The sequence below is a fragment of the Streptomyces sp. T12 genome (genome assembly GCF_028736035.1).
Classification (GTDB): Bacteria; Actinomycetota; Actinomycetes; order Streptomycetales; family Streptomycetaceae; genus Streptomyces.
The window spans coordinates 10,190,899-10,206,139 of sequence record NZ_CP117866.1 but is presented as its reverse complement, the minus strand read 5'-3'; the positions used below and the strand labels follow the sequence as shown (position 1 = coordinate 10,206,139).

The window sequence follows — 15,241 nt, the reverse complement described above, 5'->3', positions numbered from 1 at the left end:
ATGGCGAAGTTTCTTCCGCTGGTCATCGCGGCGGCCGTCGTGTGGCGACTGTTTCTGTGGTCGCGTGCCCCGCGTGACGCTCCCACCAGGTCGGTTGCCCTCACCCTGCTGAGCTTGGGCCTGTCGCACGCGGTAGCCAGGCCAGGGGGCGCCCATGGCCTCGACATCATGGCAGGGCACAACATCACGCGGCTGGTCCAGAACCTGTTGCTGCTGCTCGCGTGCTATTTCCTGATGTGCTTCTACCTGTACTCGGCCGACGCGCCGGCGGCTCGGCGTCGAGCCCGGTGGGAAGGCGTCGTCGTGGCCCTGGTCTCGGCGTCCATCACTGTGGCGGCTCTGACGGTATCGCTGGGGGCGCTCAGCGGGCCGAGCCGCACGATGGACATGACGATCCCGCAGGTCGCCGTCTTCTATCTCTGCGCGGGCCTGTACATGACGTACGCGATCGGGATGGCCGGACGGTGGTCCGCCCGCTATGCCCGCATGTCGAGCCGACCTCATGCCACTGGGCTGTGGATCACCGCGATCGGGCTCGGTTCGCTGGCGGTGGCCTGCGGCGTCCGCGCGGTCTTCACCGTCGTCCGCTGGAGCGGAGGGTCCGTGCCGCACCCGCTCATGACTTCGGCGGCCGCGTTGTTGACGGTGTCGAGCCTGCTCTTCGTCGTGGGCATCACCTATTCGGGCCTGCGCGCGAGAATCACCGCCACGCGGCTATGGCTGCGCCGGCGCCGGGATCACCGCCGGCTCACCCCGTTGTGGGAGCTGCTGACCGGGATCAATCCGAAGAACGAGCTGAAGCCCGCGTCCCGCACACCGTGGGATCGGTGGCGTGCCCGTGGCGTGCACCGCCGATACCACCGGCGGATAGTGGAATGCCGAGACGGACTGGTCGACATCAGCCCCTACCTAGCGGCTGGGGACGAGGAAACCGACCTCCTCAGCCTGGAGCCGGCCGAACTGGCCAGACGGCTCCGGCGTGCCTCCGCCACGATCCGGCAGGGCTCCCCAGCTGCCTCAAGGCCCGTACCTCTGGCAAAGCCGAAGGGGGACGACCGGGACTCGGATGTCGACCAGTTGATCGCGGTGTCGGAGGCGCTGCGGCTGACCGCGTGACCGTGGAAAAGACAGCGAAGGCGAGACGAGATGCTGATCACCGCCGACCGGATTCTGACCGGCTCCGGGGCGTACCTTGAGGACGGCGCCGTCCTCATCGACGGTGACCTGATCACCGCCGTCGGGCCTCGCGCGCAGGTCGCCGGCCACTCCGGCGCACAGGGCGCCGATCTCTCGTTTCCCGGTGCCACGGTGATGCCCGGGCTCATCGACGCCCACGTGCATCTCGTGTTCGACGGTGGCACCGACCCGTTGGCCGCCTTCAACGACTCGAGCGACGAGGAGCTGCTGCACGACATGCGCCGGCGCGCGCAGCAGCTCCTGTGGAGCGGCGTGACAACGGTCCGGGACCTCGGGGACCGCAACGGTCTGGCTCTGCGCCTGCGCGAGGAGATCGGCCGGGGCTCCACCGCCGGCCCCCGCATCGTGTCTGCGGGCACGCCGTTGACGACTCCTGGAGGCCACTGCCATTTCCTGGGCGGTGAGGTCTGCGGCGAGGTTGCGGTCCGTGACCTGGTGCGGCGCAACGTGGCGGCGGGTTCCGGAGTGATCAAGGTGATGGCGAGCGGGGGCGGTCTGACAAAGGACGGGCCGAAGAGCTGGCAGAGCCAGTTCTCGGCTGACGAGTTGAGGGCCTTGGTGGACGAGGCGCGGCAAGCCGGTGTGCCGGTGGCCGCGCACGCTCACAGCGCTGACGGCATCGCGGCGGTCGTGGCTGCCGGCGTGGACACCATTGAGCACTGCACGTGGATGACCGAGGACGGCTTCGGCTTGCGCCAGGACATCCTGAAGGAGATCGTCGACCGGGGCATCGCGGTGTGTCCTGCCGTCAGTCCTCACTGGCAGACGGTGGCCCGTCATTTCGGCGACGAGCGGACGCGAATCCTGTTCGGGCAGGTCCAGCAGATGGCCGAGGCCGGTGTCAGGCTCATCGCCGGGACCGACGCCGGAGTACAGCGGACCGGGTTCAACGGGTCGCTGGCCGGGGCGCTCGGTTTCTACGCGCATGTGGGTATGCCGACCGACAGGGTCATCGACATGGCCACCGCCCAGGCGGCCGACGCTCTCGGGTTCGGTGGGTCAGCGGGCCGGATTGCGCCCGGGCTCCGCGCGGACCTGCTGGTCGTCGGCGGTGATCCCCTGGCCGATCTTGGGGCGCTCAAGGAGATCCGTGCCGTGATCACGGCAGGACGCGTGCACGAGCCGGGCTCGTCGGCAGAGCAGAAGCGGTAGCACGGCCGGGCGCTGGGCACAGAGGCCATGGAGCCGGTCTATTTTCCGGCTTCCGCCTCCTTCTCCTTCATCTCCTTCTCCTTCATCTCCGCCACCAGCTCGTTGACGAGCGCCATCATCTTGGGCGACAGGCCCTGGGGTCCCAGACCGCGGGCCTTGACCCTTCCGATGGCTCCTTGCTTGGCGGCGGCCAGCAACTGGAGTCCTTCATAGACCTGGGCGGCAACAGCCTCGTCGGACTCGAAGTACAGCGGCGACACGCCGACAACGGCGGCCAGGGCAGGCAGCACTGCCGGAGGTGCCGTCTCCGTGGCGCCGGTCCGCAGATCGCTGAAGTCCTCCGCAGTGAGGATGTCCGCCCCCAGCTGGGCATTCACCTGGGCCGCTATCTCGGCGTCCGTGGGAGGTCCTTGAGGACCGGGGTACGAGCGCTGGAGGATGAGGGTGATCTTCTCCGCGAGCGAGCCCGGCGGCCTGCCCAAGTCCGCAGCAGCACCCTGCTGCGTTCCCGGCTCCACTCCCCCGCTCTTTCTCTCCTCGGCTGCGGCGAAGGAACGGTCCTCGGCTCTCCGCAGCTCCTCCTCGCTGACGCCGTACCTCGCCGCCAGGGCCGGGACGTATCTCTGCTTGAGCCGGCGGACACCCTTCTCGGCTGCGCTGACCGGGCCTGCACTCTTGGTCCCAATCACCCCGGCCGTCTCGTTCAGATAGATACCGGCGTCACAGCGCAGATCAGCCAGATCGGGCAGGCCAACCCGCGGAAACAGGTCGTCCAGGTCACCTCTGAGCGCCGCCGCGTAGGCCGGCAGCTTCTCCGGATCGGGCGAGGAGTGGCCGGCCTCCCAGTTCGCCACCGCCGAGTCGGACACGCCCATGCCAGCACCCACCTCGCTCTGGAGACGGTCGGCAACTCGCCGTACCGCGCGAGCGCGGTGTCGGTCGAAGTGACGGGCAGGCATCAAACCTCGCTTTTTCTCTAAGTTGAAGCGGACGCATCTTGTTGACTTTTGGCGCGGCGGGGAATAGGTTCAGCGTAGCGAAAAAAGAGCGCCTCCGCATACCTGCTGGCCCTCTGGATTCGGCCTCCCCGCCAGCCCCGCAGGCCCCCGGCGAGGTTCGCACCGCCTGCGAGAGGTCTTCCTCCACGGCGACGCGGCACGCCCCACCGCTGGCCGCGATCGATATCGACTTCGCGCCAGGACGGAAATAACGCCCCCACTCCGTCAGGAAGTCCCGACCATGCCGCAACACCTCTTAAGCCCAGCGGCCCGCCCGCTCGGTGCGCGCGTCGTTTGAGACCGAGCTCCCGCGACTTGTGCCGCAGCCTTGAGCTAGGTCTGGATCTTGTCGCGGCGCCCGCAACGTTCGTCATCTCTCGCCGAGCATCCGTCTCGGCGCCTGACGCCTCGTCGCCTCGGCCGGGGCCGAAGGGGAAGTTGCCGGAACGCTTGCCTCTGCCCCCCCTGCTGGGCCGCAACGCCTGCGGACACCTCGCATCTGCCCTGTCCACCCATGGGACTCCGAGGGGCCCGCGACCGTGTCGCGCACCGCCCGCCCGCACGGGCGACTAGTACAGAGTTTGAGAACCAAGTCTGGATCTTGACACAGGTCCGTGCGTATGTTCGTCGTCCCCCGGCCGAGGACGTGAGGAGCACAGCAGGAACCAAACCGATAGCAGGTCCGAACACAACGACGGCGCCCGAGAGCGGTAACTCACGGACGCCGAACGCTAAGTGGCGTACCCGCCCCGGCAGGGGCGGAGGTTGCCGACCAACACCACGCTGAGTCCTTCCGAGGGGCGCGTCAGCGTGGCAACACTGCAACGGGGAGTATCGCATGCCTCCTGCCCTGCGCAAAAGGCCCTTCCACCTGGCCTGCGCGTCAGCCACCTCCGCCTCGGCGCCTCAGCGCCTCGAGCCGGAACACACCATCCCTGCCCCGGCGGGCCGCCAGCCACGCCCGCTCGTCGTGAGCGGCCGATGAGCAGCGAAGCCCGCGAGTGGGTGTGGGAGCACAGCTCCAGCCGGGGGACCGCGCGTCTGGTCCTGCTGTCGATCGCCGACCGGGTGTCCGACGAGCAGTGCGTCTCCTGGGCCTCGCTGTCGAGCCTGGCCAAGCGCACGCGCGCTTCCGTCTCCACGGTGCGCGAAGCCATCGACCGCCTGGTCCACGCCGGTGAGCTGGAGCAGCTCGACGACCTCACCGGCCCGCAGCGCAGCACCGTCTATCGGCTCCCCCTCGCCGCCAAGGCCGTAGCAAAGACCACGGAGGACGAGGAAGCCGACGAGGCGCCGGCGGAGGGGCCCGAGGCCACCCCGGCGCTGCGGATCTCGGCTCTGCGGCGGTGCGGAATCCGCCCCCGTGAGGTGCCGGAATCCCCGGCGAGGGTGCGGAAACCGGCAGTGCCGGAATCCGGCAGGTCCCGACGGAAACGGGCACCTCGGCGTACCGGAAACCGATACAGCGATGTACCGGAAACCGGCACACAGAACCGTAGTGAACCTGATTTGAACCGTAGGTACAGCAGTGGTGGTACGGCCGTCACCTCGGCTGCCGAGTGGCGGATCGACCCAGCCACCCACGCCTGGATCCGCCAGCAGGGACACATCGACCGCCTCGGCGAGCAGGGCCTGCAGGCCGCAGACGCGAAGTGGCGTGCCCACCGTGCTGCCTTCAAGCCGAGGCCGGCGGCGGCCTGGGCTGCCGACTGGCGCTCGTGGATCGCCCGGGAGCACGCACCGGGCCGCCCGAACCTCTACGCAGTGCCCGGCAAGGGCCCCGCTCAGCCGGGCGGCATGACTCGGGCCGAGGCCCACACCGCCGCCCTTCTCGCCGCTCTCGATGAGCCGACCGGAACGGAGGGCTGACCGTGGACCGCCGTGAAATCGCCGCCCTGCTGGCCTACATCGGCCGACTCGACCCCCGCACCATCCGCACCGACCAGGGCGAGGCCCGCGACCAGCTCGCCCAGTGGCACGAGCTGCTCGGCGACGTGCCGATGGCCACCCCGCACGGCTGGGACGCCTGCGTCGCCGCACGCCAGCACATCCGCATCTCGCCGTACCAGATCCTGCCTGCGGATGTGGCCCGTCCCTGGGAGAGCTACCGGCGCGATCGTCTGGCCCGGCACTCGGACCCCACGCCGTCCGCCGACCCGGACGACCAGGCTGCCTGGACCGCCGAGCTAGTCGGCACCCGCCGCGCTGTCGCCGTCGGCACCGCGCAGCCTGCGCAGGCCCGGGCGATCACCTCCGGTCGCGACGGGATCGACCCGAGGCTGGAGGCGAGGTTGCGGGAGGTCGGCTCCTGCATCCCGCCCGCTGCCCGAGCAGCCCTGGCGCCCTACCGGCCTGCCCGGGCGGCGCGCGAGGCGGCCATCGCCCAGGGCCAGCCCGATGCCCTGAGCGTGCGCTGCGCGTGGTGCCAGGCCCAGCCCGGCGAGCCCTGTCGCCGTCGGCGGATCGGCCCCGACGACGGGGTCCGCGCAACCGCTCCGCGCGCGACCCCACACCCCGGCCGCCTCGACTTCGCCGTCCAGCAGGCCAAGCAGGTCCAGCCGCCCGCCCTGGCCTGACCGGCGCGCAAGGCCGGTGCATCTGGTCCGGTGCACCGCCGCCCCGCCATCCCGCCCCGGCTGCAGCGCACGCCCGCGCACCGCAACCGGCACCCGACGCCACGTCCCTCCTACGCCCCAATGAGCGGCCGACGCGGCAGCACATCGGAGAACCCCTTGCGCCACATCACCACCCACGACGCGCCGGCCAGCAGCCTGCGCGGCATCGCAGACACCAACTGGCACACCCGCGGAGCGTGCCATGGCATGGACGTCGAGGACGCCGACGCGGTGTTCTTCCCCGGGCCCCGGGATCACGAGGACATCGCGGAGGCGAAGGAGCTGTGCGGCTGGTGCCCCGTACGCCGCGACTGCCTCGACTTTGCCCTGGAGAACGTCCTCAAGGAGGGCATCTGGGGCGGCCTCACCGAAGACGAGCGGCGTCCCCTGCACGACGGCCTGCCGCAGCGTCTCGACTACCGGCGCGTGACCGCCTTCTTCCAGGGACGCGACGTCCATCTCACTGAGGCCGAGCGGCAGGTCGTCATCGACCACGCCTACGTACGCGGATGGCGGCCCGCCCGGCTCGCCTCAGCCCTGCAGATCAGCAAAAAGCACGCCCGTGACCTGCTCCGGCAGGCCGCCAACAAGGTCTTCGACCGCGACCGCAAGTACGGCGTGCCGCAGCCCAAGAAGAAGCGGAAGAAGAAGAGCACCCCGGCAGCATGCAGCCCCGCGCCAGCCAAGCCCGGCACACAGCAGCCGGTAGGCCGAGGGGCGAAGCCGGCATCAGCTGCTCCCGAAACGGCCAGCGGTCCTACCCTGCCGGCGGACACCGGCCCCACGGCGGATGTGCTCAGGCCGGTCCCCGTGAGTTCCGGCCCCGCCTCCCCGCCAGACCAGCCACCGCAAAAACGGTGCCACTCCTCACCCCCGGTCAAGCCCCTCGAAGGTCGCGCAGCAGGGCCTGGAGTCACCCGACCCGAAAGCTGGTACCAACTCTCCTTCCCGGAAGCGCCCTTGGCGCACGCCCCTGCTGGAAAGGCTGCATGACACACCTCATCCCGGTGTCCTTCGGTACCACCCCGCATCCGTCCTTGCTCATCGGCATCGGCACCACTGCCGCCGTGTTCGCCCTGGCCCTGGCCGTCTGGGCGATCCGGCGACGGGGTACACATCCGCAGAAACGTCTCGGCGGTCCGGCGGTCAAGGTTGCTGCCGTTGCTGCCCTCGGCTGTACCGCCTACAGCGCGGACACGAGCTGGCGGTTCGCCGCCGACTACCTCGACATGGCTGGCACCGCCGAGCGGGTAGGCATGTTTGCCGCGGCCGAGCTGGCGCTCTTCGCGACCGCGCTGATGGCGCGCCAGAACCTGGCCACCCAGGGTGCTCCTGGGCTACCAGGCACGCTGGTCTGGGTGATCACCGGAGTGCAGGTGATCCCCGCCTACGCCGAGAGCGGTCCCGTCGGCGGCACGGTCAGGGCGTTCGTCGGGCCGGTCATGGCGGCGATGCTGTGGCACCTCGCGATGGGGATCGAGCTGCGCCTGCGCACCCCGGGCGCCGCCTCCCACGGGCTGATCGCCGTCCTGGGCCGGGAGGCACGCGAGCGCCTCCTGTCCCGCCTCGGCATCGCCGCGCGAGACCGCGACGCCGCGCAGATCACCCGGGACCGGGCCACCAGCCGCGCGGTCGCCCTCGCCGCCCGCCTCGCCGAGCGCACACCCAAGCAGCAGCGGAGCTGGCGCGGCCGGCGGCTCACGCGGCGCCTGTCGAAGGCGGTCGGCAGGGCCTCGGTCGGCACCGACCCCCTCCAGCGCGCGAACATGCTCGACCAGCTCGCCGCCCGCCGGCACGCACTCGCGCTCGCTACGGTCCCGCTGCCCTCGCCCTGGTCCCCAGTGCAGAGCACCGCAACGGCAGCCACGGTCCCCTCGCAGTCAGCCTCGAGGGCGCCGGTCCCCGTAGGCGGTCCCCACGGTCCCGACGAGTTGGACGGGGACCGGGGACCGAGCACCCCGAGGGGACCGGTCCCCCAAGTCGGCCCCGCCCAGACGCCAGACCAGCGGACCAACCCCGCTCCCGACCACGCAGACCCCACGCTCCAAGCAGCCCAAAAGCATGGTCCGGCCAGCGCGGACCACGACGCCCCTGCGGACCAAGGCCACCGACGGACCACGGACCAGCCAACCAAACCCGCCTCCGCGGACCAGATAGCCCCGGCTCCGGACCAGCGGACCACCACCGCACCCGACAACGCGGACCAGGCGGCGGACCACGACGCGCCTGCCGCGGACCGGCGGACCGCCTCTGATCAGCAGGAGGCCACACGCGAGAAGCGGACCAGCATCGCCGCAGGTCACACGGCTGACAGCCTCTCACTTTCGTCGGACTACGAGCACGCGGACCACGAGAGCGGACCGGCCGAGGAGCCTGGTGCGGCGGGCGCGGACCACGGTTCTGCGGCGGACCAGGACCGTCTGCGCACCACGGACCACGCCGAGCGGACCACGGACCAGCCGACCAAGTCCGCCCTTGCGGACCACGACGCCCCGGCTCCGGACCAGCGGACCAACCCCGCACCGGACCGGCCTGCCGACCACGACGAGGACGACTCCTCCGGCGGACCGAATGGAGCACGGGCCACGGACCACAGCGGCTCACCGGACGCGCCGCGGACCAAGCCTGCGGACCAGGAGGACGAGGTTCCGTGGGAGGTGAAGGTCGAGGTCGCTCGCAAAGCCGCCCTCGAAGAAGGCCGGATGACCCGGCGGGCCATACGACCGCACCTGCGGCGCCACAACATCAGCATCAGCCACGCGCTCTTCAGCGACCTGCAGGCCGCCCTGTACGCGGACCCGGCGCTCGCTCACCTGCCCCGAGAAACCAGAAGGAAGACCCGATGAAGACCTGCGAGCGCTTCGAGCGCATCAAGGGCGGCTACGAGCAGGACATCGCGTTCCTGCGCAACCACTCCCAGCTTCACGAGGGCACGCCAGCGGCGAAGACGAGCGCGACCAACGCCGTCGCCGTCAAGTCCCGTATGGCCAAGGCCCTCGGCCAGCACTTCGAGCGCTGCCCCGAGTGCGGCTGACGTCGGCAAAACCGCAGGCCAAGCGCCCCTCCTGCCTCAATCAACTCGGTGGTCCGGCCACGTGCCGGGCCACAGCCCAGCCGCAAAAGGAACACACCATGACGCATGCAGCCGTACCCGACCAGGCCGAGCACCGCCTGATCTGGGCCTTCCTGAACACCTTCCTCCAGTACGGCCTGCTCCACTCGGCCGTGGACGGCCCGGAAGGCCAGTGGTTCGTCCAAATCTCCCCCGCCGAGCAGATACATCACCTCACCGACGTGGACGATGCCTTCGACTTCGTCCTATACATCCTGGAGATCATCCACGACGCTCAGGGCGGTGGGCGGTGACGAACCCGAACGACAAAAGCACGGCCCCGGAACCTGCTCGCGACCTCAACTCGGTCTCGGGGCGAGCAAGTTATCGGCCAAGCTACTCTTCCCCGTCGGGGAAGGCAGCTTGGCCATCTCCCGCCCCAGGGGTGGCGGGAGCGGTCCAGCACCGGGGGGCGCTGGACCGTCAGGCGGCGACCGAGGGCGGATCGCAGCCAGGGGTGGAGAAGCAGCCGCGAAGCGACGCGAGTGCCGCTCCAGCGTCGACCGCTCGTAAGCGCTCCCCACAGAAGAACAAGCGCGCACGCATCTGCAACGTCCGTCTGAATGACGACGAGTGGGGTCGGCTGACCAGCGCAGCACGTACGTCACGCAAGAGCCTGCCCGCCTACCTCGTGCGTGCCGGCCTCGCCGCCGCCGACGACGCCGAGAACACCGCTGCGGTCATCGCAGGCCACCGAGACCTGGTAGCCGAGCTGTTCGCCTCGCGCCGTCATCTCGGGCAAGTCGGCAACAACTTGAACCAGGTCGCCCGTGCCCTCAACAGCGGCGGACAGCCATCGGAACTCGACGCCGTCATCTCGGCCGTTCAGCGCGCGGTCGCCCGCGTGCAGGCGGTCACCGACCGGATGCTTGCCCAGGATTGACCGATCTGCTCAGGCAGACCACGAGGCGTTGCCGACCAGCAGGCCGCGGACGTCGCGCCGGACCGCTGCCTCGGCCACTGTGATCCGCAGCACGCGCAGCAGGTCCCTTCGCGTTTCCTCACCCGCGACCAAGTACTCGGCGTACAGCGCCGTACGCAGTTCCAGCAGGCGTGTGACTGCCTCCTGTCGCCATCGCCGACGGTCCGGCCAGCGCCGTCGCGCCGACACCGAGCAGGACGCCCAGCAGCACACCAGCGGCGACATCCAGCTCATGCGTCGGGGCTTCCCGCCACCAGCGCGTGGAACGTCTCTTTCCCGCTGGCCAGCCCAGTTGATCAATCGTCAAAGGACAGCATGATTCCCCGGATTCAGAAGCGCGGCAAGCGCACCATCGGCCTCCTCTACTACCTGTACGGGCCGGGCAAGTTCGAGGAGCACACCGACCCGCACCTGGTTGCCTCCTGGGATCACAACGCTCCCGACCCCGGCCGCGACGCCGCCGCCACCCTCAAGCAGCTCCAGCAGCTCCTGGACCAGCCCGTCGAGAACGTCGACCAAGCCGACCGGCCGAAGAAGCACGTGTGGCATCTGTCCGTGCGCAACGGCGCCGAGGACCGGATCCTGACGGACGAGGAGTGGGGCGAGGTCGCCCGTCGCATGGTCGCCGCTGCCGGTATCGACGACCCCGAGACGGGCGCAGGCTGCCGGTGGGCAGCGGTCCGGCACGCCAACGACCACATCCACATCATCGCCACCCTCGTCCGCGAGGACGGGTACAAACCGGACCTCGACAACGACGCCGTCCGCGTCCAGGCCCAAGCCCGCGCCCTCGAAGCAGAACTGGGCCTGCGCCGCCTCAACAAGGGGGACGGCACGGGCGCGAAGCGCCCCACCAGCGCCGAACGCCACAAGGCCGATCGCCAGGGCCGCGAACTCACCGCCCGCGACGAACTGCGCGAGACAGTGCGCCGGGCCGTGGCCGGCGCGAAGAGCGAGGCAGAGTTCTTCGACCGACTCGCCGGCGCCGGCCTCCTGATCCGTCAACGCGCCGCGCCCTCCGGGGACCTCCTCGGATACAAGGTCGCCCTGCCGGACGACCTGAATAAGGACGGCGAGCCGGTGTTCTACCCCGGCGCGCGCCTCGCCCCCGACCTCTCGCTGCCCCGCATCCGGGAGCGCTGGTCCGCAGACGCCCAGGACCAGGACAACCCGACTCCTCAACCAGAAGGTGCGGTCCGTACGGGGCCGGTCACTCCGGCATCTGCACGCCGCGGGACGGCCTCGGCCGCGTGGCAGGCCGTGCTCGTCGTCGAACAGGGCGACGATGCGGTCGCTGCCGCACACATCGCGGCGGCCGGCGAGGTCCTCGACGCCCTCGCGAAGACGTCCGCCGCCCACACCCGCCGCGAACTGCGTGATGCCGCAACGGCCTTCGAACGGGCCTCGCGCTCCCACGTCCGCGCCGTACGCGGACACGACCGGGCCCTGCGCCAGGCCGCCCGCGACCTCGTCCACGGCGGCCCCGCCCTCGGCCGCGGCGAGGACGGCGCGAGCACCGCGATGGCGATCGACATGCTGTTCTTCCTCATCACCGCAACCGTGCACTGGCACGCGAAGAAGGGGCACGCCCAACAGGCCGCCGCCGCCCGCCAGGCCGCCGAGCACCTGCGCTCCGCCTACCAGGAAGCCGCCGCCCAGCCCCTCGGCGTGCTCTACCAGCGAGGCCGGCGCCTGAACCGGCCCCTGCTCCAGCGACAAACGGTCATGCTGCGCGAGACCCTTCCCGACCTGGCCGAGCACATCCTCGCCGAGCCCGGCTGGTACGCCCTGGCCGCCACCATCGCAGATGCCGAAGCCGCCGGCTACACCCCAGCCACCCTCCTGTCCGACGCGGTCGAGAGTCGCGAACTCGACACCGCGGACTCGGTGAGCGATGTGCTGGTGTGGCGGATGCGGCGGATGGCCGACTTGCCCACCGACGCATCTCAACTGCCCGCGAACGGCACAGCGAAGGACCCGTCCACGACCCGCGGGGCGGCATCCCGGCCCTCAGCACCTGGCCGACGCCGCAGCCAGGAGGGCACGGCAGGCAAGGCCAGGTAAGCAGCACGGAGGAGAGGCGGGATCACACCAGGGCAACACCACCTGACCTCCTCGAAGGCGACTGTTGACTTTGTGAATTGAAGCCTCCGGCGCCATAAGGCACGATCATGAAGCGAGCAGGACAAGGCGAGGGAGAACGTCAGGGTGTTTCACCGAATACGCCGCCAATCGGCGGAGCCAAGCGAGGCGCAGCGGCAATTCGCCGAGCTGTACCAGCGGCTGCAGGACCAGGTCCCGCCGGGGATCGGGATGCCGCCAGCCGAGCCGGATCTTAATGAGCCGACCGCGGTGGTGGACGACTTCCTTCCGCCGGAGCTGCGGGTGCCCAGCCACGACCAGGTCGACGGCAAGATGATGCCGTGGAGGCAGCCGATCGTCCTCGACGGTGAGATGGTCGCCTGCGCCGAGTGCGACGCGTATCGGGACTGGCTCATCCTCTCCACCCACGACCAGATCTGGCTGCGGTGTCGGGCCGGCCACCAGCAGCAGGAGACCCGCCTCGACACCGCCTGGTTCAACCGGAACTCCGGGCCGGCGGACGCGACGCACGCCACGTTCGAGGACTGCCTGCGCCACCTCGGGCACTGACCCCCACTCCTACGACCCACCGGGCCCACGGGCCCGCACTGACCACCCGTCGTCCAGCACCAAGGGGTCAGTTCCGTCATGCGCGTTCGCGTCGCCACCACCGCCCTCGGCATCACCGCCGCCCTCCTCGCCGTGCCCGCCTGCTCCACCGACAGCAAGCCCGACACCTCCCCCTCCGCCCGTACCGGGAAGCCTGCCGCCGCGGACCGGGAGACGTCCGTCCTCTCGTCGGCCGCGCTGGAGACCCGTCTGCTCGACGAGAACGACCTTGGCAGCGGCTACCTGCGCAAGCCAGAGCGCCCCGCCCGGCACGACGACGTCACCGTCATCGGCTGCCCAGCCCTGAGCAAGCTGGGCGGCGACGCGGCCAGCGGCGGCACGCTCACCTTCCCGCGCAAAGCGAAGGCCACCTTCACCTACGGCGGCAGTAGCTCCGAGGTCTCGGAAGAGCTATACAGCGACAGCGCGAACAAGCTGTCCGACGGCATCGGCCGGATCTTCGACGCCATGAGCGGCTGCCCGACCTATCAGGTCGTCGCGGGCGGCACCCCGATCGACATGGCCTCGCAGAAGCTGCCGACACCCGACGGCCTCGGTGACGAGCAATGGAGCCAGCTCCTGACGTTCTCCACGGGCGCACGGAGCACCGTGGTCAAGCAGACCGCGATTCGCGACGGCAGCCTGCTGCTGGTCGTCTCCGGCTCCCCGGCCCTCGTCGACCGCCACCTCGACAAGGCCCTCACCAAGGCCATGGCAGCCCGCTGACCGACGGCCGACGCTGCTGCCCCGGCCGCGATGGTCGGGGCAGCAGTGCTGTGCGACTCCCGCCGCTGCACGGTCCGGAGGGCCTCAACGGAACGTGCACCATGCTGCACACCCCAAGGAGTTGATGGCGGTGCTCGGCATCTTCGGCGTCACATGATCTCGGACCTGAAACACCGGCCCGACGGTCCAAACAAGGCCGTCTCCCTCCTTCGGGTGCGGGGCTTTCGTGTACCCACGGCGCGTGCGGCCGTCAATTGCACACCAAGGTGAGCCGGATGTCAGGTGTCGGCCGGTGGCATCCCGCCTGTAGCCGCGCTCGTCGCCTCTGACTGACTTGGGTGGCTCAGGGACCGGCTATGAGCGACCTCTGGAATTGTTGAGGTGTGCGCTAGCGGCTTCGACGAACGTCTTCGCCCTTTCCTTAAGGGTGTTGTGGCGCTCGTCGAACTTGTTGTTCGCGGGAGAGGCGACGGGGTCCTCGGCGTGCTGGAGTTCCAGCACGGCGCCGTAGACGTGGTTCGAGGCGAGTTCGAGCCCGTGAGCCAGGTCGGCGAGGTGCAGGGGTCCTTCAAGTCGGACGGCTGCGGCGGCGAAGACGAGGGCTTCGTTGTCCTGGGTGGTGAGGGTGTCGTTCCAGTGGCGTTGCATCCCGGGGTTGATGGTGCCGAGGTACACCCGGAACATGTGGTTCTCGTACTTGGCGACCTCGGCAACGAGAGCGGCGTATGCCTCGCGCTGGTGTTGCCGACGGACGGCGTCCACGGGGCCGCGGTGCGCCGCCCGCGCTTGGGCGCGGCCCGCGGCGTAGGCGACTGCGGCAGCGAGGACGGCGGTGGGAGTGGTGATCAACGCGGCTATGACGGCAGGGTCCATGACGATTGATCCTGCCGCAGCGGTCCTTTCCTACTGCTCTTGCGGCCGTCATTCCCGCTAACTGCTCCCGGTGTTGAGGTAGTCGCGGGCAGCAGTCGTGTACGCGGTGATCGCGTCCGTGAGCCGCTGATATTCCTCACCAAAGCTCCGTGTGGAGTTGGCATTGGCGATTTCGTCGGAGTCCCCATGGTTACGCGCGTGGGCCGCGAAACGCACCATAATGACTGCCGAGAAGACCTCTTGGGCGAGTTCGGCGATGTGTTCGGGGCCTTCGAGCTGAACCACGGGGAGCGCGCGCCGCAGAGGATCAACCGCATCCGCGGCTTGCGAGCGGAGTTCTCTAACACGCTGGGCGACGCGATCCCGGTGGAGCCGCCGGTCCCCCCTTTCAGGGATCTCCTCGCGTGCCTGCCTCAGGCTCCGGGTCGCCTGATTCTCGAACGCGTACGTATTCGCAGCTTCCAGAAAGGCAGCGTACGCGTCCCGCTGGTGCTGTCGACGCACGGCGTCCACCGGGCCGCGGTGGGCTCCACGAGCCTGATGGCGTCCCGCGGCGTACGCGGCGGCAGCAGCGATCAGGGCGGTTGGGCTGGTGACGATGGCAGCTATCACAGCGGGGTCCATGACGGGTGATCATGCCCGATGGACCGTTTCCCCGTGGCAGGGTGTCAGTCCCGGCCTGCACCATGGGCAACATCGCACAGATCGTGAAAAGCAGCGGGCTGCCGCGAGTGAACCGCCCCCCAACTCTGAGGGTTGCGGTGGGCGCTCGGTGACCGTGCATCCGATCACTAAGACAGTATGCGCTCATCGGTGACGACAGTCCCGAGCGGCGGATCGACTACAGCGCTGCCTATCAGGATTTCCGGGCGTCCTACGCCTCGTTCATCCGCTGGCGCGAGGAGCGCTGGAGGCCAAGGACGAGGACACAGAGTGACGCCGTAGCTGGCCGTAG

The 15,241-nt window shown here is 69.8% G+C and carries 15 protein-coding genes and 1 pseudogene; 12 read left to right on the top strand and 4 right to left on the bottom strand.

From position 1 onward, the window contains the following. Both PBV52_RS45870 and PBV52_RS45865 read left to right on the top strand, forming a co-directional pair. Positions 1-1,116 (top strand): MAB_1171c family putative transporter, encoded by a 1,116-nt coding sequence (locus PBV52_RS45870; RefSeq protein ID WP_274247528.1) that lies wholly within the window; start codon positions 1-3, stop codon positions 1,114-1,116. A gap of 30 nt (positions 1,117-1,146) precedes the next feature. Beyond that, on the top strand, positions 1,147-2,349 hold the full coding sequence (locus tag PBV52_RS45865; RefSeq protein WP_274247525.1) for an amidohydrolase family protein: 1,203 nt from the start codon (positions 1,147-1,149) through the stop codon (positions 2,347-2,349). Positions 2,350-2,387: 38 nt separating this feature from the next. On the opposite strand, the gene PBV52_RS45860 is transcribed toward PBV52_RS45865, so the two are convergent. After that, positions 2,388-3,308 carry a helix-turn-helix domain-containing protein gene (locus PBV52_RS45860; RefSeq protein ID WP_274247524.1) on the bottom strand — a complete coding sequence of 307 codons (921 nt, stop codon included), beginning with the start codon at positions 3,306-3,308 and terminating at the stop codon, positions 2,388-2,390. A 1,020-nt stretch (positions 3,309-4,328) separates the two neighbouring features. Here PBV52_RS45860 and PBV52_RS45855 point away from each other — a divergent pair. The 7 genes and pseudogenes from PBV52_RS45855 to mobC all read left to right on the top strand — a co-directional run bounded on the left by PBV52_RS45855 (position 4,329) and on the right by mobC (position 9,957). Continuing rightward, entirely contained in the window at positions 4,329-5,216 is an 888-nt protein-coding gene (locus PBV52_RS45855; RefSeq protein WP_274247522.1) for a helix-turn-helix domain-containing protein, read from the top strand. A gap of 2 nt (positions 5,217-5,218) precedes the next feature. Next, positions 5,219-5,923, top strand: coding sequence for a hypothetical protein (locus tag PBV52_RS45850; protein WP_274247521.1), 705 nt, complete (start codon positions 5,219-5,221; stop codon positions 5,921-5,923). Between the two features lie 156 nt (positions 5,924-6,079). Then, positions 6,080-6,703 (top strand): annotated as a pseudogene (locus PBV52_RS45845) (WhiB family transcriptional regulator); the annotation flags it as partial. A 248-nt stretch (positions 6,704-6,951) separates the two neighbouring features. Beyond that, a complete protein-coding gene (locus tag PBV52_RS45840; protein WP_274247517.1) occupies positions 6,952-8,808 on the top strand; it encodes a hypothetical protein in 1,857 nt (618 codons plus the stop codon). Further along, positions 8,805-8,996 carry a hypothetical protein gene (locus PBV52_RS45835; RefSeq protein ID WP_274247514.1) on the top strand — a complete coding sequence of 64 codons (192 nt, stop codon included), beginning with the start codon at positions 8,805-8,807 and terminating at the stop codon, positions 8,994-8,996. The genes PBV52_RS45840 and PBV52_RS45835 overlap by 4 nt, the downstream gene beginning before the upstream one ends. A gap of 98 nt (positions 8,997-9,094) precedes the next feature. Further along, on the top strand, positions 9,095-9,328 hold the full coding sequence (locus PBV52_RS45830) for a hypothetical protein (RefSeq protein ID WP_274247512.1): 234 nt from the start codon (positions 9,095-9,097) through the stop codon (positions 9,326-9,328). 203 nt (positions 9,329-9,531) lie between these two features. After that, the gene (gene mobC / locus PBV52_RS45825) at positions 9,532-9,957 is read left to right on the top strand and encodes a plasmid mobilization relaxosome protein MobC (protein WP_274247510.1); all 426 of its coding nucleotides are present in this window, start codon (positions 9,532-9,534) and stop codon (positions 9,955-9,957) included. Positions 9,958-9,966: 9 nt separating this feature from the next. Here mobC and PBV52_RS45820 read toward each other — a convergent pair whose 3' ends face one another. Beyond that, a complete protein-coding gene (locus tag PBV52_RS45820) occupies positions 9,967-10,230 on the bottom strand; it encodes a hypothetical protein (RefSeq protein WP_274247508.1) in 264 nt (87 codons plus the stop codon). A gap of 81 nt (positions 10,231-10,311) precedes the next feature. Between PBV52_RS45820 and PBV52_RS45815 the strand changes: the two genes are divergently transcribed. From PBV52_RS45815 to PBV52_RS45805, 3 genes are all read left to right on the top strand, one after another. Further along, entirely contained in the window at positions 10,312-12,060 is a 1,749-nt protein-coding gene (locus tag PBV52_RS45815; RefSeq protein WP_274247505.1) for a relaxase/mobilization nuclease domain-containing protein, read from the top strand. Between the two features lie 144 nt (positions 12,061-12,204). Continuing rightward, positions 12,205-12,648 carry a hypothetical protein gene (locus PBV52_RS45810; protein WP_274247504.1) on the top strand — a complete coding sequence of 148 codons (444 nt, stop codon included), beginning with the start codon at positions 12,205-12,207 and terminating at the stop codon, positions 12,646-12,648. Positions 12,649-12,726: 78 nt separating this feature from the next. Then, complete coding sequence (locus tag PBV52_RS45805; RefSeq protein ID WP_274247502.1) at positions 12,727-13,413, top strand: hypothetical protein; 687 nt, start codon at positions 12,727-12,729, stop codon at positions 13,411-13,413. Positions 13,414-13,767: 354 nt separating this feature from the next. Here the strand turns inward: PBV52_RS45805 and PBV52_RS45800 are convergent, their stop codons facing one another. Together PBV52_RS45800 and PBV52_RS45795 are read right to left on the bottom strand one after the other, a co-directional pair. Beyond that, the gene (locus PBV52_RS45800; protein WP_274247499.1) at positions 13,768-14,286 is read right to left on the bottom strand and encodes a hypothetical protein; all 519 of its coding nucleotides are present in this window, start codon (positions 14,284-14,286) and stop codon (positions 13,768-13,770) included. A gap of 57 nt (positions 14,287-14,343) precedes the next feature. Next, positions 14,344-14,910 (bottom strand): hypothetical protein, encoded by a 567-nt coding sequence (locus tag PBV52_RS45795; protein ID WP_274247497.1) that lies wholly within the window; start codon positions 14,908-14,910, stop codon positions 14,344-14,346. Positions 14,911-15,241: the final 331 nt, after the last annotated feature.

What these genes read in the sequence shown, in the direction of transcription:
- PBV52_RS45870 (WP_274247528.1), top strand. Translation starts at nt 1, where the DNA reads ATGGCGAAGTTTCTTCCGCTGGTCATCGCGGCGGCCGTCGTGTGGCGA.
- PBV52_RS45865 (WP_274247525.1), top strand. Translation starts at nt 1,147, where the DNA reads ATGCTGATCACCGCCGACCGGATTCTGACCGGCTCCGGGGCGTACCTT.
- PBV52_RS45860 (WP_274247524.1), bottom strand. Translation starts at nt 3,308, where the DNA reads ATGCCTGCCCGTCACTTCGACCGACACCGCGCTCGCGCGGTACGGCGA.
- PBV52_RS45855 (WP_274247522.1), top strand. Translation starts at nt 4,329, where the DNA reads ATGAGCAGCGAAGCCCGCGAGTGGGTGTGGGAGCACAGCTCCAGCCGG.
- PBV52_RS45840 (WP_274247517.1), top strand. Translation starts at nt 6,952, where the DNA reads ATGACACACCTCATCCCGGTGTCCTTCGGTACCACCCCGCATCCGTCC.
- PBV52_RS45835 (WP_274247514.1), top strand. Translation starts at nt 8,805, where the DNA reads ATGAAGACCTGCGAGCGCTTCGAGCGCATCAAGGGCGGCTACGAGCAG.
- PBV52_RS45830 (WP_274247512.1), top strand. Translation starts at nt 9,095, where the DNA reads ATGACGCATGCAGCCGTACCCGACCAGGCCGAGCACCGCCTGATCTGG.
- PBV52_RS45820 (WP_274247508.1), bottom strand. Translation starts at nt 10,230, where the DNA reads ATGAGCTGGATGTCGCCGCTGGTGTGCTGCTGGGCGTCCTGCTCGGTG.
- PBV52_RS45815 (WP_274247505.1), top strand. Translation starts at nt 10,312, where the DNA reads ATGATTCCCCGGATTCAGAAGCGCGGCAAGCGCACCATCGGCCTCCTC.
- PBV52_RS45805 (WP_274247502.1), top strand. Translation starts at nt 12,727, where the DNA reads ATGCGCGTTCGCGTCGCCACCACCGCCCTCGGCATCACCGCCGCCCTC.
- PBV52_RS45800 (WP_274247499.1), bottom strand. Translation starts at nt 14,286, where the DNA reads ATGGACCCTGCCGTCATAGCCGCGTTGATCACCACTCCCACCGCCGTC.
- PBV52_RS45795 (WP_274247497.1), bottom strand. Translation starts at nt 14,910, where the DNA reads ATGGACCCCGCTGTGATAGCTGCCATCGTCACCAGCCCAACCGCCCTG.